At 61.8% G+C, this 20,759-nt stretch carries 19 protein-coding genes; 10 read left to right on the top strand and 9 right to left on the bottom strand.

Going from position 1 to position 20,759, the window contains the following annotated elements; all coding sequences use genetic code 11:
* Window positions 1-88: 88 nt before the first annotated feature.
* Window positions 89-664, top strand: coding sequence for a response regulator transcription factor (locus tag FEV51_RS04335; protein WP_246034428.1), 576 nt, complete (start codon window positions 89-91; stop codon window positions 662-664).
* A 3-nt stretch (window positions 665-667) separates the two neighbouring features.
* Here FEV51_RS04335 and FEV51_RS04330 read toward each other — a convergent pair whose 3' ends face one another.
* Window positions 668-1,189, bottom strand: coding sequence for an extensin family protein (locus FEV51_RS04330; protein WP_342773728.1), 522 nt, complete (start codon window positions 1,187-1,189; stop codon window positions 668-670).
* Between the two features lie 295 nt (window positions 1,190-1,484).
* Between FEV51_RS04330 and FEV51_RS04325 the strand changes: the two genes are divergently transcribed.
* Entirely contained in the window at window positions 1,485-1,769 is a 285-nt protein-coding gene (locus FEV51_RS04325) for a metalloregulator ArsR/SmtB family transcription factor (protein ID WP_138616188.1), read from the top strand.
* Window positions 1,766-2,425 carry an SdpI family protein gene (locus FEV51_RS04320; protein ID WP_138616186.1) on the top strand — a complete coding sequence of 220 codons (660 nt, stop codon included), beginning with the start codon at window positions 1,766-1,768 and terminating at the stop codon, window positions 2,423-2,425. Before FEV51_RS04325 ends, FEV51_RS04320 begins: the two co-directional genes overlap by 4 nt.
* A 168-nt stretch (window positions 2,426-2,593) precedes the next feature.
* Here FEV51_RS04320 and FEV51_RS04315 read toward each other — a convergent pair whose 3' ends face one another.
* Together FEV51_RS04315 and putP are read right to left on the bottom strand one after the other, a co-directional pair.
* Window positions 2,594-2,800: a hypothetical protein gene (locus FEV51_RS04315; protein WP_246034427.1), complete on the bottom strand. Its 207-nt coding sequence runs from the start codon at window positions 2,798-2,800 to the stop codon at window positions 2,594-2,596.
* A gap of 2 nt (window positions 2,801-2,802) precedes the next feature.
* On the bottom strand, window positions 2,803-4,293 hold the full coding sequence (putP, locus tag FEV51_RS04310) for a sodium/proline symporter PutP (protein ID WP_138616184.1): 1,491 nt from the start codon (window positions 4,291-4,293) through the stop codon (window positions 2,803-2,805).
* Window positions 4,294-4,397: 104 nt separating this feature from the next.
* On the opposite strand from putP, the gene FEV51_RS04305 reads away from it, so the two are divergent.
* Both FEV51_RS04305 and FEV51_RS04300 read left to right on the top strand, forming a co-directional pair.
* Window positions 4,398-4,817: an adenylyltransferase/cytidyltransferase family protein gene (locus FEV51_RS04305; protein ID WP_138616182.1), complete on the top strand. Its 420-nt coding sequence runs from the start codon at window positions 4,398-4,400 to the stop codon at window positions 4,815-4,817.
* Window positions 4,814-5,662, top strand: coding sequence for a LicD family protein (locus tag FEV51_RS04300; RefSeq protein ID WP_138616180.1), 849 nt, complete (start codon window positions 4,814-4,816; stop codon window positions 5,660-5,662). Before FEV51_RS04305 ends, FEV51_RS04300 begins: the two co-directional genes overlap by 4 nt.
* Before the next feature lie 16 nt (window positions 5,663-5,678).
* Here FEV51_RS04300 and FEV51_RS04295 read toward each other — a convergent pair whose 3' ends face one another.
* Both FEV51_RS04295 and typA read right to left on the bottom strand, forming a co-directional pair.
* Window positions 5,679-9,053: an Ig-like domain-containing protein gene (locus tag FEV51_RS04295; RefSeq protein ID WP_138616178.1), complete on the bottom strand. Its 3,375-nt coding sequence runs from the start codon at window positions 9,051-9,053 to the stop codon at window positions 5,679-5,681.
* Window positions 9,054-9,230: 177 nt separating this feature from the next.
* Window positions 9,231-11,060 carry a translational GTPase TypA gene (gene typA / locus FEV51_RS04290; protein ID WP_138616176.1) on the bottom strand — a complete coding sequence of 610 codons (1,830 nt, stop codon included), beginning with the start codon at window positions 11,058-11,060 and terminating at the stop codon, window positions 9,231-9,233.
* A 272-nt stretch (window positions 11,061-11,332) separates the two neighbouring features.
* Here typA and FEV51_RS04285 point away from each other — a divergent pair, with 272 nt between their 5' ends.
* Window positions 11,333-13,999: a TonB-dependent receptor gene (locus tag FEV51_RS04285; protein ID WP_138616174.1), complete on the top strand. Its 2,667-nt coding sequence runs from the start codon at window positions 11,333-11,335 to the stop codon at window positions 13,997-13,999.
* 165 nt (window positions 14,000-14,164) lie between these two features.
* Here the strand turns inward: FEV51_RS04285 and FEV51_RS04280 are convergent, their stop codons facing one another.
* The gene (locus tag FEV51_RS04280) at window positions 14,165-16,672 is read right to left on the bottom strand and encodes an ABC transporter permease (protein ID WP_138616172.1); all 2,508 of its coding nucleotides are present in this window, start codon (window positions 16,670-16,672) and stop codon (window positions 14,165-14,167) included.
* A gap of 11 nt (window positions 16,673-16,683) precedes the next feature.
* Window positions 16,684-17,373 (bottom strand): ABC transporter ATP-binding protein, encoded by a 690-nt coding sequence (locus FEV51_RS04275; RefSeq protein WP_138616170.1) that lies wholly within the window; start codon window positions 17,371-17,373, stop codon window positions 16,684-16,686.
* 47 nt (window positions 17,374-17,420) lie between these two features.
* On the opposite strand from FEV51_RS04275, the gene FEV51_RS04270 reads away from it, so the two are divergent.
* Window positions 17,421-18,122 (top strand): arylesterase, encoded by a 702-nt coding sequence (locus FEV51_RS04270; protein WP_138616167.1) that lies wholly within the window; start codon window positions 17,421-17,423, stop codon window positions 18,120-18,122.
* On the opposite strand, the gene recF is transcribed toward FEV51_RS04270, so the two are convergent.
* Window positions 18,119-19,204, bottom strand: coding sequence for a DNA replication/repair protein RecF (recF, locus tag FEV51_RS04265; RefSeq protein WP_138616165.1), 1,086 nt, complete (start codon window positions 19,202-19,204; stop codon window positions 18,119-18,121). The genes FEV51_RS04270 and recF overlap by 4 nt on opposite strands.
* Window positions 19,205-19,433: 229 nt before the next feature.
* Between recF and FEV51_RS04260 the strand changes: the two genes are divergently transcribed.
* From FEV51_RS04260 to FEV51_RS04250, 3 genes are read left to right on the top strand one after another with little or no spacing between them, the layout of a single operon-like run.
* Complete coding sequence (locus FEV51_RS04260; RefSeq protein WP_138616163.1) at window positions 19,434-19,553, top strand: recombination protein F; 120 nt, start codon at window positions 19,434-19,436, stop codon at window positions 19,551-19,553.
* Window positions 19,554-19,592: 39 nt separating this feature from the next.
* Window positions 19,593-19,712 (top strand): recombination protein F, encoded by a 120-nt coding sequence (locus FEV51_RS04255; protein WP_138616161.1) that lies wholly within the window; start codon window positions 19,593-19,595, stop codon window positions 19,710-19,712.
* Window positions 19,709-19,927: a PspC domain-containing protein gene (locus FEV51_RS04250; protein ID WP_138616159.1), complete on the top strand. Its 219-nt coding sequence runs from the start codon at window positions 19,709-19,711 to the stop codon at window positions 19,925-19,927. The genes FEV51_RS04255 and FEV51_RS04250 overlap by 4 nt, the downstream gene beginning before the upstream one ends.
* Before the next feature lie 47 nt (window positions 19,928-19,974).
* Here FEV51_RS04250 and FEV51_RS04245 read toward each other — a convergent pair whose 3' ends face one another.
* Window positions 19,975-20,757, bottom strand: a complete 783-nt coding sequence (locus FEV51_RS04245; protein ID WP_138616157.1) for an SDR family oxidoreductase — start codon at window positions 20,755-20,757, stop codon at window positions 19,975-19,977.
* Between the last annotated feature and the right edge of the window lie 2 nt (window positions 20,758-20,759).

The following is a 20,759-nucleotide window of genomic DNA, read 5'->3' as shown; positions in this document are numbered from 1 at the left end:
GCATTTCCCCTGATTGCGTAGTCTGCTCTTCATGAGAAACACAGATACGCTTCACCTTATCGATGGCTCTTCCCGGTCACGGGCAGAGATGTCTCATCTGATATTTGGCCTGGGCCATCACTGCGAAGTCTATGCCGATGTCGGTGAGCTGACATTGCGGCCGCCCGAAGATGGCGTTGTCCTTGCTTGCGATGATCCGCAGGCTGGCGGCATCGGCGGGGTCCTGGCGGCACTCGCTGAACTTGGAATATGGCTGCCAATAATTGCCACTTCGCCCGATCCCCGTCCGCGCCGGGTGGTCGATGCGATCCGTGTGGGGGCACTCGATTATCTGCGAACCCCGCTCCAGCCTGAGCGTCTGACAGAGGCATTAGGCCGGATTGCGAAAGAGGCTCAGGCCTACGCTGACGCCCGCCGCAAGATGGTCGCAGCGCGCAGCCGTATCTCCACGCTGTCACCCCGCGAACGCGAAGTGCTCGACTGGTTGGCCGAAGGGCGCAGCAACAAGATGATCGCGCGCGAGCTGGAAATCAGCCCGCGAACGGTGGAAATTCACCGGGCCAATATGATGGTCAAACTGGGCGCGTGCCATGCGGCGCAGGCGGTGCGGCTGAAGATCGAGGCGCATCTGGAGGAATCCGGCAACAGAGTCGCGCTCAACTGAGGTTCAGCGGCAAAAACTGCCGCCGCCATATTCCAGATGGAAATGGTCGCGATGGGCGGCATTGTATTCCGGGCCCAGCACGGTGCCAAACCGCTTGCAGGCGCTCTGGTGAATAGTCCGCAGGAATTCGCGCTCCTCTGCGGATGCATTCCAATTGCCCAGCACGCTGATCCGGCGGCCATCTGCCAGCACAAAGCCCGCAACATCGATCGCTTCTGCACGAGAATGCGCGGACATCCGCCCGGTCCCCGCGACATTTCGGCATGAATAGCTGCCCATCGTTTCGATCCGGGCGAGCGGGCTGCCGAGGATCTGGCGCGCGGCGCGGTCAACGCCGTAGCGTGCCCAACCGGCGAAAGTGTTGGCCAGCGGACAAGCCACCACGCCCAGATTGGTGACCGAAAACTGCGCTGTATCGCCGCCGACGCCGTCCAGCTTGACGCTATTGAGTGTCGAGCATCCGGCACCATAGAATTTGTCGGGTAGGGCGGCAAAGCGTGAGCCGGTCTGGCCAAGCTGGGTCACGCATTTGCGGGCTTCAGGCCGAGATACCGCTGCGGGTTGGCGCGCGCTGGCCGCTTGTGGGCGATCCGGTGCGCGCGCCGAGGGTATCGCTCCGCAACCCGCCAGGAGCAGCGGGGTAATGAGCAGGAATGGCAGACGGCTTCGCATGACTGCCAGTGTGCGCCGAACATGGTTAACATTTGCCTAGCGGTCTATTCGAGCCGTCTCATCCAGCCGTTCAGTCACATGGTAGATCGCATGACAAATCATATATCGCTTGAACTGCTAGGGTATTTAGCCTATTAGCTAAATTACGATGAGCACTGTATTCGACGCCCTGTCCCACCCGATTCGCCGCGAGGTTCTGGAAGAACTGAAGCGTGGCGGGCAGACTGCGGGCGAGCTGGCTGATCGTTTCCCGGTGTCGAAACCCACCATGTCCGGTCACTTTGCCAAGCTGAAGGCAGCGGGCCTGATTCTGGGCGAACAACGCGGCGGGTCGATCATCTACACACTCAATATGTCCACGCTGGAAGAGGCGTTGCACGGATTTATGGGCCGGATGGGGATGCGTCCGGGTGAACAGGAGGAAAGCGAATGAAAATCAGGGTTCTTGTCATGACTTCGCTGGCGCTGGCCGCTGCAATGGCGGTGTTCGCCTTTGTCACAGCAGCGCGCTTGCCTGCCGATGCGCTGTTGCCCACGCACTGGAATGCCTCGGGACAGGCCGATGATTTCAGCCCGGCGCTGACGGCATTGTTGCTGCCGGCCGGATTGGTTTTGTTTGTCACGGCAATTTTTGCGATCATCCCGCGGATTGAGCCGCTGCAAGATCGCCTGGAGGGATCTGCGCCGGTCCTGCGCGCGGCATGGGTAGGGATGCTGTTGGTGGCAGCGGTAATCCAGCTGACCATCGGCCTGCCTGCTTATGGCGTGACTGTGCCGGTCAATGTCATCATGCTGGGCGTCGGAGCTTTGCTCATGCTGTTGGGTAATGCCTTGCCGAAGAGTCGGCCCGGCTTCTTCGTGGGCATCCGGACTCCGTGGGCGATAGTCGATACCGACAATTGGATTGCCACACACCGGCTTGGCGGCAAGCTGATGCTGCTGGCTGGCGCCGCGATCATTGCGGCCAGCCTGTTGCCGATCTCGCCAGAGACGACTGCGATAATTGTGGTCGCCGCGATTGCCGTGACGGTGGTGGTGCCATTTGCCTATAGCTGGTGGTTCTGGCGCAATAAGCGCTCGCAGGCCTGACCGTTTAATCGGGCGCAGTGACCTGCTGCCACAGCTCGATTTTTACACCGTCCGGGTCAAGCAGCTAGGCAAATTTTCCGTAACCTTCGTCAACACTATCCAGCACATCGACGTCTTTGGCTTTCAACTGCGCCACAAAGCCGTCGAGATCATCGACGCGCAAATTGATCATGAACCGCCACGTCCGGGTTTGATGTAGCTGTCATCGGAGAAATGACTGATCAGCGAATAGGGCTTGTTGCCAGTCTCTTCAGACCAGTTGAGCTGCGGTCCGTATTCGCCGTCCACGCCCAGCGTGTCGCAATACCAGGCGCGGGTCGCTGCCGGGTCTTTCACCGCATAGAAGACTCCGCCCAATCCGGTAATCTTGGCCATCGTCAGATCTCCTGAGTGGCAGGCTCTGCATAGGTTGCGCGGCTGACCAGCACGATCACCAGCCAGGCGGCGATAAAGCCGGGCACGATCTCGTACAAACCGCCGCCAAAGCCCGGCAGTGCCGCGTTCCAGCCCAGTGCGATCCACGCCATCACGACCCCCGCGCCGGTGACCAGCCCGGCAACCGCACCTGTGCCGGTCATCTTGTCCCAGGTCAGCGCCAGCACGATCAGCGGGCCAAAGGCCGCGCCGAACCCGGCCCAGGCGTTGGAGACCAGACCCAGCACCTGGCTGTCAGGATTGCGGGCAATGACGATTGCCGCCAGCGCCACCAGCAACACGCACAGTCGCCCGATATTGACGCTCTCACGCTCACCTGCCTGCCTGCGGAAGAACAGCTTGTAAAAATCCTCTGTCAGTGATGATGAAGCGACCAGCAATTGCGAGCTGATGGTGGACATGATCGCGGCCAGCAATGCGGCATAGAGGAACCCGGTGACCAGCGGATGGAACAGCAGGTTGGCAAGTACAATGAAGATCGTCTCAGGATCATCGACCACCAGCCCGTTACGCTCGATATAAGCGCGGCCCGCCAATCCGACACCCAGCGCACCCGCCAGACATACCGCCATCCAGCTCATCCCGATGGCCCGCGCGGCGGGGACATCGGCGACACTGCGCAGCGCCATAAACCGCACGATGATATGCGGTTGACCGAAATAACCGAGGCCCCACGTCACCGCACTCATCAGGCCCAGCACGGTGAGCCCCTGTGTCAGGCTGAGGAAGCCCGGTACATCAACCGCCTGCAGCGAACCGCCTGCGCTTCCGCCGGGGCCAAAGATCACCACCAGCGGCATGATGACGAGTGCCAGAACCATGATGATACCCTGCACGAAATCGGTCAGGCTGACCGCCAGAAAGCCGCCGACCATCGTGTAGGCCAGCACCACCAGCGCGGTGATCCAGATCCCTGCCATATAATCGCTCATCCCGCCCAGCACGGGCAGCCCCTGCGCCACTCCGGCAAAGGCGCTGGCGAACAGCTTGCCTCCGCCAACCAGCCCGGCGGCAGTGTAAACCGCGAAGAACAGCACGATGATGATTGCCGAGATTACCCGCAGAGCGACGGCCTTGTCGGGGAAGCGGTTGGCGAGAAATTCGGGGATCGTCAGCGCATTTCCCAATTCCTCGGTCTGGCGGCGCAGACGCGGCGCGACAATGATCCAATTGGCCAGCGCGCCCACGAACAGGCCGATTCCGATCCATGCCTCCACCAGTCCGGCGGCATACAGCGCCCCGGGCAGACCCAGCAGCAGCCAGCCCGACATATCGCTGGCCCCGGCAGACAGCGCGGCGACTGCAGGCGGCAAATTGCGCCCCGCGAGCAGGTAGCCTTCCGAGGTGTCGGTAGATTTGCGCCAGGCGTAAAATCCGATGCCCATCATCAGGGCGAAGTACAGGGCGAGGCTGATCACAATTCCGGTTTGCATGGGCAGCGGGGTAACAGCCGCCGCCCGGCTTGGCTACCGATGCCCCCCGCACCTTTGACTGGCGGGGATTGCCCTGCGGCCTGCCCTCGGCCATATCCGCGATTGTGAACCAATCCCGCCCCCGTAAGACTGTGCTGACCTATGGCACATTCGACCTGTTCCACATCGGCCATCTGCGGTTGATCGAGCGGCTGGCGGCGCTGGGCGACCGCCTGATCGTAGGCGTGTCCACCGATGGGTTCAACGCGGGTAAGGGCAAGCATTCGCTGGTGCCGTATGAGGACCGTGCGGCAATCGTCGCGGCGCTGCGCCAGGTGGATGCGGTGATTGCCGAGGACAGCTGGGATCAGAAAGAGCGCGACATCGCCGCACATTCGGTCGACATCTTCGGTATGGGCGGCGACTGGCGGGGCCAGTTCGACCACCTGTCTGAGCTGTGCGAAGTGGTTTATCTCGACCGTACCGAGGGGATCAGCACAACCACGATCCGCGGCCAGTTGATCCCGCGTTCATCGCAGCCGTGAGGATTGCCTACGAAAACGGCGAGCCGAGTGCGGATTTGCAGCGGCTGCAACAGACCCTGCTCGCCATGTGCGCCAAATTGCTCACCTATTGCGAGCAACGGGGTATCGCGATTTTCCTGATTGGCGGGACCGCATTGGGCGCGCTGCGCGATGGCGAAATTATCCCGTGGGATGACGATATCGATCTGGCTTTATTGCGGCCTGATTATGAACGGCTGATGCTGTCGCTGGCGGCCGATTCAATCCCCGGAATGAGCTTGCAGGAATGGCGCACCGAGCCGCGCTATCACTACCCCTTTGCCAAGCTGCGGCTGGATGGCAGCAGCGCTGGCGAGGTGGATTTTGCAGGGACGGGAATGCACGAAGGGCTGTTCCTCGACATCTTCCCCTATGACCGCCTGCCGCTGGATGAGGCGGCGCGCGAGCGGCAGCGGCGGCGGTTGGGGTTGCTCAACCTGGTGATCCTGCCGCCTGTGCTCGATCCGCTGGTGGGCGGCAAACCTCTGTGGCGGCGTGCAGCGCGCGGGCTGGGGCTATTGCTGCGCCAATCCTTGCCGCTGCGTTGGTTCGTTTGGCTGCGCGAACGCGTGCAGCAAGCCAGCGGGGCCGCGCTGTCGGATGAATATGATAGCTTCGGAATGCTGGGCATCAGCCAATGGCGCAAAAAGGTACTGCGCGAGAGTGATCTGGTCCCGCCGCGCCCCGCGCAGTTTGGCCCAGTATCCGCCGCAATACCCGCCAATTGCGAACGTTTCTGTGAGCTACACTATGGCAATTGGCGCGACCCGCCGCCGCCTGAACACCGCAGGCCTATACACGTAGGAAAGGTTGTTTTGCCCGAATGAGGGCACCATCGCGGTGTCAGGGCAGGAACATGCCCGTGTTTGCAAGATCGAGCGGCATTGCAGAGTGCATATCTGCTGCCGGAGCCATCCAGTAACCACCATGAGCACCCGGACCATTGGCCGAATCGATATGGACATCGGCAAAATTGCTGACGCCCAGCAAGGTGACTGTGCCGCTGCCGTCACTGAAGAAAATCCGCAAATCGAGGTTGCCGTCACCATCAGCGTCGAGGACGCGGCTTGAGGTTGCAGAAACGCCGTCGAGCATCACGATCCGGTCGTCGGCAGTGCTGAAATCGGTGACTGTGTCATGCGCAGTGGCTTTGCCCACGGCAAAACTGTCACGACCGGCGCCGCCGGTCAGAATATCGTTGCCGCGGTCACCCTGAAGCCAGTCATGGCCTGCAAAACCGATCAGCGTGTCTGAGCCATTGCCGCCATACAGCCGGTCTTCGCCGCCAGTGCCTAGCAGCAGATCCTTGCCATTGCCGCCATAGAGCACCACGCCATCTGCCTCGCCCGTAATTACTATTGTCACAGTGGCGGTGTGGGTCAGGCCGTGCTCGTCGGTAACGGTGTAAGCGAAGCTGTCGGCCAGAACTTCACCCGGCTTGAGCGTATCGAAGACATCGGCATCGGCGGTGTAACGAAGCGTCGCAGTCACCGCGTCGAATTCGACCGTGCCGAGCGTGCCCGACAGATCGACTTCACTGATCGACAGGCGGCTACCCGCGTCGGGATCACTGTCATTGGCCAGCACATATGACCACAAATTCGCGGTCTGTGCGTCCTCGGCAACATCGATTGTGTCACTGGCCGCAACCGGCGCTTCGTTCACATCGCGCACCCGCACCACGACAGTCGCATCGGTCGATAGGCCGGTGCTGTCGGTTACGCGGGCTGTGAGGGTATAGCTGTTGTTGGCTTCGTAATTCAGCGCGCGGGTGGTGGTGACCAGGCCGCTTGCCGCATCGACCACGAAGCGTCCCCCGGCATCGTCCAGCAGGACATAGCGCAGCGTCTCGCCAGCGGTGTCATCCACCACCAGCTGTCCAGCCACCGCGCCGGGCCGCAGATTTTCTTCAACCGAACCACCATTGAGCAGCAGATTTTCTGGCGCATGGTCGAGGAAGATCGAGCTGACCAGGGGATCATGATTGCTGCCGCGCGGCTGTCCGGCAAATTCACTGTTGATATGGACGATGTCGAAATCGACCAGATCAAGCAGGCCGTTGCTGACCAGAATATTGTCGACCAGCTGGGCATTGCCATCGACGATGGTGCTGTACCGCTCCGCCGCGTCGAGTTCGAGCGCGAGATTGGCAAACAGGCCGGTGTCGGTGAGCTGTGTCTGCGCCCGCTCGAACATATAGCCGTTCCAATTGCCTGCCAGCATGACATTGGCGGCGGGATTGTGCGCCAGCAGATCGGTGACATATTCCTGCACCGCAGCAATCTGGTTGGTCCGCATGATGGTGCCGGCGTGATAGGGTGCCTGCACATCGCCCCACAGCGCATCGCTGCCTACACGTGAGGTGAAGTGGACATTGACTGTCGTCACCTCGTGCCCGTTGAACTCCCAAGTGGCGACCAGCGGGCTGCGGGTGCCTTCGAAAATCGCATTGTCGATCTGGACCAGGCTGCCTTCGACCAGGCTGACCCGGTCGGCGCGGTAGAGATAGCCATTGCGGATATTGCCATGCTCTTCGCCCGCTGTGGAATCCCGGCTGTTTGGCGCGATTTCGACATAGGTGTAGCGGATGCCGCTTTCTTCGTAGATGGCATCGATCAGCGCCTGTGCGGTCGCCTCGCCCGAAAGATCGCTGCCAGTGCCGGTCCCGTCAGCATCCTGCAGCCGCTGCACCGCGATGACGTCGGGCGCGCGCAGATTGGCGACGATGTCGTGGCTCAGCTGCGCAAAGCGGTCACCGTCGCCCGGATCGATGTTCTCCAGATCATAGGTTGCCACGGTCATGTGGTTGGCATCGCCCACCAGATCGGTGGTTTCGCGCTGCAGGGTCACATCCTGAACGATCCGTGCGCGCTGGGTGGCCTGCAATTCGTAATGGTCGAAGCCATAGCCGATCACACCGGTCAGATTGCCCAGCTGATCGCCGATGGTCATACCGGGCTGACGCACCAGATTGTCGTCGAGCTGGATCATCTCGGGATTCCAATCGCCTTCCGAGATCGTAATCCCGCCGCGATCATTCATCCCGGTGGCGCCATTGCCGCGTGCTGCGACAAGGTAAGTCTCGCCGTAGCTATTGGTATTCGAAACCGCCTGCGGTGCCACCATAGTGACGCGCATACCCTCAAGCGATTCCCAGAAATCGAGCCCGTCCGTCTGCGGGTCGTAAGACGTCATACCGTCATTATCGATGACCGAGGTCGGCGGGTTGAGGCCGTTGCCGCCGATCCGCACCGCTTCAGGCAAAGCGTTGCCGCGGCTTTCGATAGACAGAGTCTCGGCGGCGAGCTGGGTAATGGTCAGACCCGATCCGCGCACATCCTCATGAACCACGCCGGTAACGGTCAGCGCATCGCCAATGGCCACGCGAACGCCTGCTTCGTTGCGGACATAGATCGCGTCCGACGTCGCGGCATTGCCGTCGCCCTGAGCGGCCTGGAGGTAAAAGCCGTTGCCGCTGCGATCGATGGCGGTGACGATGCCGGTGGTGGCGACAAAATGCCCTTCGAAAGCCGACAGATGGCCTTCGCCCTGAATGTCATAAATTTGCACGACCGGCGGCACATAGTCGGCGTCACGAATGCTGGTGACGCTGATATCGTCGATCCCGATCCATTCGTCATAGCCGCTGGCGTCGACGGTCATGATGCGGATTTGCAGGTCGGCATGGCCCGAAGCTTCGTCCGGCAGCGTGACGGAGACATGCGTTTCCATCGTTGCATTATCGGCGCTGGCATCGGCGATGTAGCCGCCGGGCACATTGGTCCAGATCCCGCTATCGCCGATCCGGTACTGCACATTGAGTTGCTGGACAGAATTGTGACTGCCGGTTTCAAGATCGCGCGCGGTGAAGGACAGGGTGATGTCTTCGCGGCCCGTGGCGTCCATATAAAGCACCAGGCTGGGTGCACGCGTGCTGCCCGCGCCGCCCAGCGCGACTACCGGATTGTCGAGTTCGAATTCGGCGATACCGGCGCGGTTATAGCTGTTGGGATCGGACTGCCCAGTGGCGCTATAAAGATCGTCGGAAAATCCGGTGACGCTGCGCGCATCGACATCGGCGCGGCCAGTCAGGCTGGCCCCGCGATAGCCCATGATGCTGGCGACTTGCGACCAGTCATGAAACCGCGACAGGCGGGAGGTGTCGCTCCAGTCCTCGAAGAAATTACCCGATTCAAGCGAATGATAGATATTTGACACCGGCAAACGTCTCCGGCGGCCGGGCGACGATTCGCCGGTGAGCCAGAGGTAACTTTACTTGGGTTACCGTAAACGAATTGCTACCAAATCGCTGACGGAATGCCGGAAATTCGCGCTTTTTCGGTTAAGATTACTCTCAACGAAAAGGGTTAACTTTCGGTTACGCTCACGTTGAAATCATCCCTTGCGACGCGCTTTCTTGCGTTCATGCGGGTCGAGCAATGCCTTGCGCAGGCGAATGCTTGCAGGCGTCACCTCGACCATTTCGTCATCGTCGATATAGGCAATGGCCTGTTCAAGCGTCATCACCCGCGGGGTGGTGAGGCGGATGGCGTCGTCCTTGCCGGTAGAGCGGAAGTTGGTCAGCTGCTTCGACTTCATCGGGTTGACTTCAAGATCGTCAGGCTTGGCGTTTTCGCCAATGATCATGCCTTCGTAAATCTTCGCCTGGCTGCCGATGAACAGTTCGCCGCGTTCCTCCAGCATATTCAGCGCATAGGCCACGGCCTCGCCCGAACAATTGGATATCAACACGCCGTTCTGGCGCCCCTCGATGGGGCCTTTGTGGACGTCATATTTCTCGTACAGCCGGTTCATGATGCCCGTACCGCGCGTGTCGGACAGGAATTCACCGTGATAGCCGATCAGGCCGCGGCTGGGGGCGGAGAAGGTGATGCGGGTCTTGCCCACGCCGCTGGGGCGCATATCGGCCAGCTCGGCCTTGCGGCGCTGCATCTTCTCGACAACCGTGCCGGAATGCTCGTCATCGACGTCGATCACGACGGTTTCGTATGGCTCCATACGCTGGCCGTTTTCTTCACGGAACAGCACGCGGGGGCGGCTGATGCCGAGTTCAAAGCCTTCGCGGCGCATGGTTTCGATCAGCACGCCCAGCTGCAATTCGCCGCGCCCGGCGACTTCGAAGCTGTCCTTGTCTGCGCTTTCCGTGATGCGGATAGCGACATTGGTTTCGGCTTCGCGGTACAGGCGGTCGCGGATCATGCGGCTGGTGACCTTGCTGCCTTCGCGCCCGGCCAGCGGGCTGTCGTTGACGGCAAAGCGCATCGCCAGTGTCGGCGGATCGATCGGCTGCGAGGCGATGGGTTCGGTCACTGCCGGATCGGCAATGGTGTTGGAAACGGTGGCCTTTTCAAGCCCGGCCAGCGCGATGATGTCGCCGGCAACAGCGCTTTCCACGGGGACACGGTCGAGCCCGTCGAAGCTCATCAGCTTGGTGGCGCGGCCAACTTCGACAACCTTGCCGTCGCTGTCGATGGCGCGGATCGGGTCGTTGACGTTGATCTTGCCCGACTGGACGCGGCCGGTCAGCACGCGGCCCATGAAATTGTCGCGGTCGAGCAGCGTCGCCAGGAAGCTGAACGGACCGTCTTCATCCAGGCCGGGTGAGGGCACATGGTCGACGATCAGCTTGAACAGCGGGTCCAGATTGCCCGAACGGGCGGTTTCGTCTTCGCTGGCATAGCCATCACGGCCCGAAGCCCAGAGCGAGGGGAATTCCAGCTGGTCGTCATTGGCGTCGAGATTGGCGAACAGGTCGAAACATTCGTCGAGCACTTCCTGCGGGCGCGCGTCGCTGCGGTCGATCTTGTTGACGACCACAATCGGACGCAGGCCCAGTGCCAGCGCCTTGCCAGTGACGAATTTGGTCTGCGGCATCGGCCCTTCGGCGCTGTCGACCAGCAGGATAACCCCGTCGACCATGCTGAGGATTCGTTCGACCTCGGCGCCGAAATCGGCGTGGCCCGGGGTGTCGACGATGTTGATACGCGTGTTGGTGCCGTCTTCCTTGGTCCATTCGACACTGGTGCATTTCGCGAGGATCGTGATCCCACGTTCTTTTTCCAGATCGTTGGAATCCATCGCACGTTCTTCCACGCGCTGGTTTTCGCGAAAAGTGCCGGATTGACGGAATAGCTGGTCGACAAGAGTGGTTTTGCCGTGGTCGACGTGGGCGATAATCGCCACGTTGCGAAGGTCGCGGGACATGGGTGCGTGCTTTCGTAGAGGATGCCGTAGCGGAAGGCACATTAAGTGGCCTACCATCTTGGGCGCGCCCCTAACCCAGATGCTGCATTGCGGCAAGGAAAAGGGGGTGCCACACTGTGTTACTTGAAAGGCACAGTGCGGTGTCTCACGAGGGCAAAGACAAGCTAAACGCTTGAGGGCAGCGCTCTGGCGGAATATCTGACAAGTTGAAGTGGTCGCCTACGAACAAATCGGGCGGTCTAACGAATTTTATAATGGGAAGAGGATCCTACATGCGTTCCATCGCTTACAGCCTTTCCGCAGGCTTTCGTGTCGCATTGCTCGCCGGTGCCGCCGCACTGGCGCTGCCGTCGATTGCACAGGCCCAGGATGTCGATCCGGGCGACGTCAACACTGACGGCGACAGCTATGAAGAGCAGGAAGACAGCAGCACAGGTAACGTCATCATCGTTACCGCGACCAAGCGCGAACAGACGCTGCAGGAAATCCCTGTGGCGGTCAGCGTCACCTCGGCTGAAACCATCGAACGCAACCAGATCCGCGATCTGAAGGATCTGCAGACGCTGGTCCCTTCGCTCCGCGTGAACCAGCTGCAGAGCTCGGCCAACACCAACTTCCTGATCCGCGGCTTCGGCAACGGCGCCAACAACGCAGGCATCGAGCCTTCGGTTGGCGTGTTCGTGGACGGTGTCTATCGCAGCCGTACTGCCTCGCAGATCACCGATCTTCCCGATGTGCAGCGCGTCGAAGTGCTGCGCGGCCCGCAGTCCACACTGTTCGGCAAGAACGCCAGCGCGGGTGTCATCTCGATCATCACCAAGGAACCGGAGTTCAACTTCGGCGGCTCGGTCGAACTCAGCTATGGCAATTTCGACGCCATCGTCGGCAAGGCGCTGGTCACTGGCCCGATTTCGGACAGCCTGGCTTTCAGCGTGTCGGGCGGCATCAACAAACGTGACGGTTACCTCGACGATCTGGGCACCGGCAGCGATGCCAACACCCGTGACCGTTGGTTTACCCGTGGTCAGCTGCTGTTTGACAATGGCGGCGCGGTCAAGGTCCGCATTATCGGCGATTACGACAAGATCGATGAAGTGTGCTGCGGCGTCATCAACCTGCAACGCAGCGCGGCCAGCAATGCGATCCTGGCGATTGGCGGCCAGATCCCCAATCCCAATGATCGCTTCGCTGATGTGATCTACAACAATTTTGATTCGGCCAATGACATCGAGAACTACGGTATTTCGGGCCAGATCGACTTCGAACTGAGCGATGCCTTCTCGCTCACCTCGATCACCGCCTATCGCAAGTCGAACGTGATCACCAATCAGGATTCGGACTTCACCAGCGCCGATCTGATCGGTCGCAACTTCGCCGATGTCGGTCTCGACACCTTTACGCAGGAACTGCGGCTTGCTGGCGAAATCGGCGACAGGGTCACCTTCTTGGTTGGCGGCTTCTACTTCAATGAAGATATCGAGCAATCGAACGAAATCCTGTTTGGTAACGATTTCCGTGAATATGCGAATTTGCTGATCGGTGGTCCGGTTACCAGCCCGCCTAACGATTTTGCAGTACAGAGCATCGAAGCCACGCTTGGGCCACTTCTTGGGCAGGACTTTACCGGTCAGTTTTTCCAGGGCGGTCAAGGTCTATTCGAAGCCTACACGCTCAAAAATGAAGCGCTGTCATTCTTCGGTCAGGTCGATTTTGAATTCGTCGACGGCCTCGTTCTTACGCTGGGTGCGAACTACACCGACGACAAGAAGCGCGTGACAACCAATGTCGTCTCGACCGACGTGTTCTCAGGTCTCGACCTGCAGGTTGCGCGTGACAACGCCTTCAACTTCAATGTTGCACAGACAGTTGGCGGCTTCCTGGGTATTCCGGGTGGCGGGCTTGCAACGCCCGATCAGATTGCCTTCTTTGCGGCGAACTTCCCCGACGCATTCGGTGCCATTACACAGGGCGTCGCTGCTGCGGTTGATCCACTGCTCGACCTCCAGCCTCTCCAGTTCCTGCCGCCGTTCCTCAACATTCCCAACTCGGTTGAAGACGGCCGGACAGCCGACAATGACTGGAGCTGGACGGCACGGCTTGCTTATGACGTGACGCCTGAACTGAACGTCTATCTGTCCTATGCAACCGGCTTCAAGGCGAGTTCGTTCAATCTCTCGCGTGACAGCCGCCCGCTACAGAGCGATCTGCCGGCCATTGTGGCGGCGGGCCTGAACCCCAACAATCTGACCACCGGTTCACGCTTTGCCGGACCGGAAGACACCACGGTCTACGAAATGGGGATCAAGGGTAACTGGGACGTGTTCTCGGCCAACCTCACCTTCTTCCAGCAGCAGATTGACGGCTTCCAGTCGAACATCTTCACCGGCACCGGCTTTGCGCTGGCCAATGCGGGCAAGCAGGAAACCTTCGGCATCGAGTTCGACAGTGTCACGCGGATCACTGACAGCTTCAATGTGATGGCGGCCTTCACCTATCTGAAGCCCGAATATGTCAGCTTCCCCAACAGCTCGATCGGTGATCTTTCGGGCCGTGAGGTCGCGGGTATTTCGCAGCTGACGATGAGCATCGGTGCGCAGTACAACAAGGAAATCAATGATGCGGGCGACCGGATCATCCTGAACACCAATTTCTATCACGAAGCGCCTGTTCAGGTTGCCGACGGCCTGCCCGGGTTCAACGCCGGCGGTCAGGGCGCAGCCTTCGCCGCCGCCCGCCCGTTCCGCCGCCAGGTGGACGAGCTTTCGGCCAGCATCACCTATGCGATGGGCATGGGTCTGGAGCTGACAGCATGGGGCCGCAATCTGCTCGACGATCGTTACATCACGACGATCTTCGACTCGGTGGCGCAATCGGGCTCGATCTCGGGCTATCCGAACCAGCCGCGCACCTACGGCGTTGCTGTGAAGTACAAGTTCTGATCGCAGGACTGACCAGAAAGATAGGGAAGGGGGGCTTTCGGGCCCCCTTTTCTTTGCGTGCTGTGAATGTGTGCGAGGTGCAGACGGTCGGTTGCCGATAGGCTCATCTCCAGTCCTCCCAGCGAACTCTGAGATGACGGTGCGTCCGCCCCAATCAATCGCGCGTTAGAGCGCCCTCAGCGCCTGCGCAGGCTTGGCCCGCAGCAGGGGCAGCGAACCACCTACCGCAAACGCCAGCACCACCGCCAGGCCCGCACCCAGCACGCCCAGCACCGTGGGCCAGTCGGGCAGCCAGTCGAATTCGAACAATTGCGTCACCACCAGCCACGCCAGGGCGCTGCCCAGCGCCAGCGCAACCAGCGCCAAAGCGCTTGCCAGCACGGCAAACTCTACCAGCTGGATGGTCAGCACCTGCCGCCGGTCAGCGCCCAGCACGCGCAGCACCACAGTGTCATAGGTCCGCGCCGCGCGGGCCGCGGCAATCGCGCCCAGCAGTACTGCGAGCCCGGCCAATACCGCCACACTGGCAGCGGCGAGCGTGGCCAGCCCGACTTGCTGCAAGATCGTGCGAGCCTGCGCCAGCACTCCGCCAACCTCGATCACCGATGCGGAGGGGAAGCTCCGCACCAGCGCCTGTAGCAATGGCGCGGTCGGCGTTCCCTCGGTCAGCTCGATCGTCGCGGCCATATTGTGCGGCGCATCAGCCAGCGCATTGGGGCTGAGCACGAAGACATAGTTGAAGCCCATGCTTTCCCAATCGATGCGGCGGAAATTGGCGACGCGGGCGGTCTTCTCGACGCCCAGCACGCCAAATGTAATCAGTTCGCCTATCTCGACGCCGACAGCCTCGGCGAAATCCTGATCGACCGAAACCTGAGGTTCTCCGGCATAGTCGGCGCCCCACCAATTGCCCTTTGTCACAGTATTACCGGGCGGCACGCGGTTGGCATAGGTCAGTCCGCGTTCGCCGCGCAGTGCCCATGCTTCATCGGGAATTTCCTCCATCTCGGCGGTGCGGGTCATCTGCCCCTCTGGCCCGAATGCCAGCACTGAGCCGCGCAGCGCGGGCACCATGCGCACAGCGGCGTCCGGGTCGATCTTGCGAACTTCCTGCTCGAATGCGGAGGCCTGTTCGCGCGGAACATCGAGCACGAAATAGTCGGGTGCCTCGGCGGGAACGCGCTGCTCGATCGTGCCATCGATGGCGGTCTGGATCGCAGCCAGCATGACAAAGGCGGACAGGCCAAAACCCAGCGCGGTCACCAGCGTTCCGGTGGCAGAGCCGGGACGGTGCAGATTGGCCAGCGCGGTGCGCGCTATCGGGCTGGCCGGGCGCGGCAGCGCAGCGGCGGTCTTGCGAATGCCCAAACCGATCAGCGCCAGCAGCGCGAGCACCACAGCAGCGCCAGCCAGGAATCCGCCGGACAGCAGCGGGTTTTCCGCCGTCACCAGTGCCAGAGCAACCAGCGCCAGCAGCCCGCCGCCAACAATAGCCAGCGCCATCCGGTCACGTGAAAGCGGGGAAACCTGCGCGCGCATCATGGCCATCGCCGGGAAATTGCGCGCGCGCAGCAAGGGCGGGGCAGCAAATATCAGAGCAACCAGCAAGCCATAGGCCAGCGCCAGCAGCAGCGCGCCCGGAGCAAACACAAACCCGCTCCCCACCGGCAGCAAATCGCCAATGGCGCGCGCCAGCAGAGGCACGGCGGCGACCCCGGCGGCAATCCCGGCCAGACTGCCCACCAATGCCGCAGCAAAGATCTGCAGTGCATAGATCCGGGCAATATCACGCGACGTCGCGCCCAGAATCTTGAGCGTGGCAATCGCCTGTCTGCGCGCGTCGAGATAAGACCCGACCCCGCCGCCAATCCCGATGCCCGCAATCACGAGCGCGGCCAGCCCGACCAGCGTCAGGAATTCGCCCATCCGGTCAACAAAGCGGTCGGCACCGGGGCTGGCGCGGTCACGGGTGCGGAATTCAAACCCGGATGAGGGGAAGCTGGCTTCCAGTGCTTCCTGCACGCTCTCGGGGTCCTGCGCTCCGGTGAAGGCGACGCGGACCTTGTTGCGGTACATCGCTCCCGGGGCGAGCAGGCCCGCCACTTGCGGCACGCTCTGGTCGACAATCACGGTGGGGCCAAGCTGGAAGCCTTCGCCCAGCCGGTCAGGCTCTTCTGCGATAATGCCGCCGACTTGCAAAGTGGCAGTGCCGATGACGAAGCTGTCACCTTTGGCCAGCGCCAGCCGGTCCGCCGCGCCTTGCGACAGCCACGCGGTATCAGGAGCGGGCGCGCTGACTGCGCGGCCATCGGCAAGCGTCAGTTCGCCATAAAGCGGGTAGGCTCCGTCGACCGCCTTTAGCTCAATCGGAACCGCCTGCTCTTCGCTGCGGGCCATTGCTTGCAGCCTCGTGCCCTCGGACAGCAGGCCGTAGCGGGCCAGCGCGGTGCGCTCATCCTCGTTCAAGCCGCGTTGCCACAGGCTCAACTGCAAATCGCCGCCCAGCAGCACGCGGCCATTGGTTTCAAGTTCGTCGCCAATCGCCGCAGTCAGTGTGCCAATCGCCGCCAGCGCAGCAGTGCCCAGGAACAGGCACACCAGCAGCAGCCGCAGTCCGCGAAACCGTGCGTGCAGATCGCGCCGGGCGATCCGCCAGGCTTGTCCCCAGCTCATGTGACCCAAACTCATGTGGCGGTATCGCTGGCGATCTGTCCGTCGGCCAGCGTGATCACGCGGTCGCAATGTTCGGCCAGTTCGGGATCATGAGTGATCACCAGCAAGGTGGCGCCGGTTTCGGCGCGACGGGCGAATAGCAGATCAACGATTTCGTGCCCGGTGGCAGCGTCCAGATTGCCCGTCGGCTCGTCGGCAAAGATCAATAGCGGACGCGGTGCAATGGCGCGGGCGATGGCCACGCGCTGCTGCTCGCCGCCAGAAAGCTGTTGCGGGTAATGGTGCAGGCGGTGGCCGAGGCCAACCGCCTCCAGCTCTGCCTGAGCGCGGGTACGGGCATCGCTTTCTCCCGATAGCTCCATCGGAATGGCGACATTTTCCAGTGCTGTCATGGTCGGCAGCAGGTGGAACGCTTGCAATACGATGCCGATCCGCCCCCTCCGCGCGTGCGCCAAGGCATCTTCGCCCAGCGCTGCAAAATCCTGTCCCGCAACCTCCAGCGAACCGCCGCTGGCACGCTCCAAACCGGTCAGTACCGCCATCAGCGAGCTTTTGCCCGATCCCGATGGGCCGAGCAGGGCGACAGTCTCGCCATCACGCACGGTCAGGTCGATGCCGCGCAGGATCGCAACAGTCGCTTCGCCAGTGCCGAGCGAGAGGGTGAGGTTTCGGGCGGAAATCGCTGCTTGAGAAGTTGTCACACGGCTGCGATGGCACAGCGCACAGGGCCTAACAAGGACACTTGCCAATGCGTATCATGCTTTTGCCGATTGCCACTGCGCTGCTGGCGCTTGCTGGGTGCAAGGAATCTGCCCCGCAGGAACCCGCCGGGGCTGCTGCGCCCGGTGCGTCTGCCAGCCAGCAAACGCCTGTGGCCGGACCGCTGCGCCATATCTTTGCCTTCGGGGACAGTCTGTTCGCGGGGTACGGGATCGGCGTTCAGAACAGCTATCCCGCCAAGCTGGGTGAAGCGCTGCGCGCCCGCGGGATCAATGTGAAAATTGTCAACGCGGCGGTATCCGGCGAGACCAGCGCGGCGGGCAGCAAGCGGCTGGGGTACGCACTGGATGCCCAAAAGCCCAAGCCGGATCTGGTGCTGCTGGAACTGGGCGGCAACGATATGCTGCGCGGACAGCCGCCTGCCGGTACGCGGGCCAATTTTGCCGCGATGCTGGGCGAGCTAAAGCAGCGCGGCATCCCGGTGGTATTGATGGGAATGCGCGCTCCGCCCAATTACGGGCCGGAATACCAGCGTGATTTCGATGCGCTCTATGCCGATCTGGCGCGCGAATATGGCGCAACGCTGGTGCCGTTCTGGCTGGAAGCGATTTATGACAAACCGGCCCTGTTCCAGAATGACCGCATCCACCCCACTGCCGAAGGGATCGATATTCTGGTGGAGGACACGCTGGATGAAGTGGCGGCGGCGATCCCGCCAGCCAAGGATTAGGCAGTCACGGCGCTGCCGCCCTCCACGTGCCAGATCGCGGCTTCGCCTGCGATACTGGCGAAGGGGGCGGTTTCGGTCCCGGTCATCCACACCTGAGTGCCACTGCCGCGCAATTGATCGAACAGTGCGGCGCGGCGGACCGGGTCGAGATGCGCTGCCACCTCGTCCAGCAGCAGCACCCCGCGCCTACCTTTCGCCGCCAATCCGGCATGGGCCAGCGTGATGGCGACCAGCATGGCCTTTTGCTCTCCGGTGGAGCTTTGCGCGGCGGGTTGACGCTTGGCGGCGTGGATCACTTCCAGCTCGTCGCGATGCGGGCCGGTCAGCGTGCGCTGCGCCGCGCGGTCACGGGCGCGGCTGTCATACATCGCCTGCGCCAGCGCGCCTGCATCCATCGGGCCGCCGGGCACATAGGTGAGAGCCGGGCGGGCGAACGGTTCGGCGGGCATTGCTGCCAGCCGTGCCATCAACGTTTCGGCGAGCCGCGCGCGGCCCAGCGCCAGCGCGATACCATGCGGCACCAACTGCGCCTCGATCGCATCCAGCCATGCAGGATCGGGAGTGCGTTCGCCGCCCAGCAGCCGGTTGCGTTCGCGCAGCGCCTTTTCATAGCGTGAGGCGTGGCTGGCATGGGCAGGGTTCAGCGCCACCGCCAGCCGGTCCATAAACCGCCGCCGTTCGGATGCAGGATCCAGAAACAGGCTGTCCATCGCCGGGGTCAGCCAGGTCACGGCCAGCCATTCGCCCAGACCCACTGCGGCGGCATCGGCGCTGTTGATGCGGACGCGCCGCCGGGTGGGGTGCTGCGGTTCTATATAGGTGCCGAGCCGGAGAGGCTGGCTGGCATCGCCCGCTACAAAGTCAGCGCCAATGGCAAAGCCGCCGCCGCCGTCCTGCCGTGCCATGTCGGCCAGCGTAGCCCCGCGCAGCCCGCGCCCGGGGGCCAATAGCGACAGCGCTTCCAGGATATTGGTTTTGCCCGCGCCATTGTCGCCCACCAGCAGGTTAAAGCGCGCAGTGCCCGCAAGCGTGGTGGCTGCGTGGTTGCGGAAGTCCGAAAGCGAGATGCGATCCAGCGCCATAAAGCGCGCGAGCGATAGCGCGCCCTATGCTGGGCCGCCACTGCGAAAGCGCGAAACTAACATTTGGTGTATTTTCCCAACATTGCGCATTGATGAACGGAGTGATGCGGTATTGTCAGCAAGAGAGTGGCGGAATTCCGCCGTTTTCACGGTTTGGCACGGCTGTTGCAATGCTTGAGATATCCCCCGGATGGTCCGGCGGGAACACCGGGATCAAGGAAACCAGATCATGACCACTTTCGAAAATGCCACCAACAAGGCCTTCGCCGCAGTCTTCGCTTTCGCCTTTTCGGCAATTTGCATGGCCGCTGCCATCGTTCCAGCCAGCCCCGCCGGCCTTATCGCCTGATAGCGCCAAACGGCTTCACATTACTGAAGGGATCAGAAAATGTTCAACCATAACAGCACCGGCAGCAAGATCGTCGCCGCCGCTTTCTCGCTAGCGCTCTCGACGCTGTTCTTCGCCACCGCTATCGTGCCTGCTTCGCCGAACGGATTGATCGCATGAGTGACCTGAAATTCCGTGATGAACCGGCGGTCCGCCCAGCCAAGAGCTTTTCACTGGACCGCCGCAACGCCAAGGCTCTGGGTGTCTGCTCAGGGATTGCCCGCCACTACGGCATCGACGCCACACTGGTTCGCATCGGCTTCGTCCTCGGCACAATTCTTGGCTTCGGCAGCTTCGTGCTGATCTATCTCGCGATCGCTCTGATCGCCGACTGAGGGGGCCCTGCGAGGGCTCCCTCGTCACATTTTACCCAGGGTTACCATCACATGGCCGAGATACCGCCGTCGAGCTTCAGCTCCGCGCCGGTCATGAATTTGCTCTCGTCACTGGCAAGATAGAGCACAGCATTGGCGATATCGTCAGGTTCGCCAACCACCTTGAGCGGGATTTGCCGCGCAAGCTTTTCCAGCAACACACTTTTGTCGATATCGTGGTGACGCGCTGTCCCGTCCAGGATCGGCGTGTCGACGAATGTCGGGTGCACCGAATTGCACCGGATGTTCATCCGCTGTTTCGCGCAATGCAGCGCAATCGATTTCGACAGCATCCACACCGCCGCCTTGCTGGAATTATAGGCTGGCATGGTATCGCTGGCGATCAGCCCGGCGATGCTGGAGATATTTACGATCGATCCCGGCGCGTGTTCGCGCATCAGCGGCAGGGCCTTCTGGCAGCCATGGAAAATCGAATCGACATTGACCGAAAAGCACCGCTGCCAGTCGGCGAAGTCGCAGGTTTCGATATTGCCCGCCACGCCGATCCCGGCATTGTTGACCAGCACATTCAGCCCGCCCATCTCGTCGCGCGCCATTTCCACCGCCGCTTCCCAGCTGCCCGGATCGGTGACGTCGTGGCCGATGGCATAGGCGGTGCCAGCGCCGAATTCGGTATTGATCGCGCCGGCGGTTTCCGCCGCGCCTTCGCCATTGATGTCGGTGCAGAGGACGCGCGCGCCTTCGCGGGCGAGCAGAGCGGAATGCGCCGCGCCCAGGCCCTGCGCCGCGCCAGTGATCAGCGCCAGCTTGCCTGCTACCCGTCCTGCCATAA

The sequence above is a fragment of the Qipengyuania marisflavi genome (assembly GCF_005884405.1).
Taxonomy (GTDB): Bacteria; Pseudomonadota; Alphaproteobacteria; order Sphingomonadales; family Sphingomonadaceae; genus Qipengyuania; species Qipengyuania marisflavi.
The sequence above is the reverse complement of the archived record's forward strand: the minus strand, read 5'-3'. Positions and strand labels throughout refer to the sequence as shown.

What these genes read in the sequence shown, in the direction of transcription:
- FEV51_RS04320 (WP_138616186.1), top strand. Translation starts at nt 1,766, where the DNA reads ATGAAAATCAGGGTTCTTGTCATGACTTCGCTGGCGCTGGCCGCTGCA.
- putP (WP_138616184.1), bottom strand. Translation starts at nt 4,293, where the DNA reads ATGCAAACCGGAATTGTGATCAGCCTCGCCCTGTACTTCGCCCTGATG.
- FEV51_RS04250 (WP_138616159.1), top strand. Translation starts at nt 19,709, where the DNA reads ATGAGTGACCTGAAATTCCGTGATGAACCGGCGGTCCGCCCAGCCAAG.
- FEV51_RS04245 (WP_138616157.1), bottom strand. Translation starts at nt 20,757, where the DNA reads ATGGCAGGACGGGTAGCAGGCAAGCTGGCGCTGATCACTGGCGCGGCG.
- FEV51_RS04280 (WP_138616172.1), bottom strand. Translation starts at nt 16,672, where the DNA reads ATGAGCTGGGGACAAGCCTGGCGGATCGCCCGGCGCGATCTGCACGCA.
- FEV51_RS04325 (WP_138616188.1), top strand. Translation starts at nt 1,485, where the DNA reads ATGAGCACTGTATTCGACGCCCTGTCCCACCCGATTCGCCGCGAGGTT.
- typA (WP_138616176.1), bottom strand. Translation starts at nt 11,060, where the DNA reads ATGTCCCGCGACCTTCGCAACGTGGCGATTATCGCCCACGTCGACCAC.
- FEV51_RS04260 (WP_138616163.1), top strand. Translation starts at nt 19,434, where the DNA reads ATGACCACTTTCGAAAATGCCACCAACAAGGCCTTCGCCGCAGTCTTC.
- FEV51_RS04255 (WP_138616161.1), top strand. Translation starts at nt 19,593, where the DNA reads ATGTTCAACCATAACAGCACCGGCAGCAAGATCGTCGCCGCCGCTTTC.
- FEV51_RS04315 (WP_246034427.1), bottom strand. Translation starts at nt 2,800, where the DNA reads ATGGCCAAGATTACCGGATTGGGCGGAGTCTTCTATGCGGTGAAAGAC.
- recF (WP_138616165.1), bottom strand. Translation starts at nt 19,204, where the DNA reads ATGGCGCTGGATCGCATCTCGCTTTCGGACTTCCGCAACCACGCAGCC.
- FEV51_RS04335 (WP_246034428.1), top strand. Translation starts at nt 89, where the DNA reads ATGTCTCATCTGATATTTGGCCTGGGCCATCACTGCGAAGTCTATGCC.
- FEV51_RS04285 (WP_138616174.1), top strand. Translation starts at nt 11,333, where the DNA reads ATGCGTTCCATCGCTTACAGCCTTTCCGCAGGCTTTCGTGTCGCATTG.
- FEV51_RS04270 (WP_138616167.1), top strand. Translation starts at nt 17,421, where the DNA reads ATGCGTATCATGCTTTTGCCGATTGCCACTGCGCTGCTGGCGCTTGCT.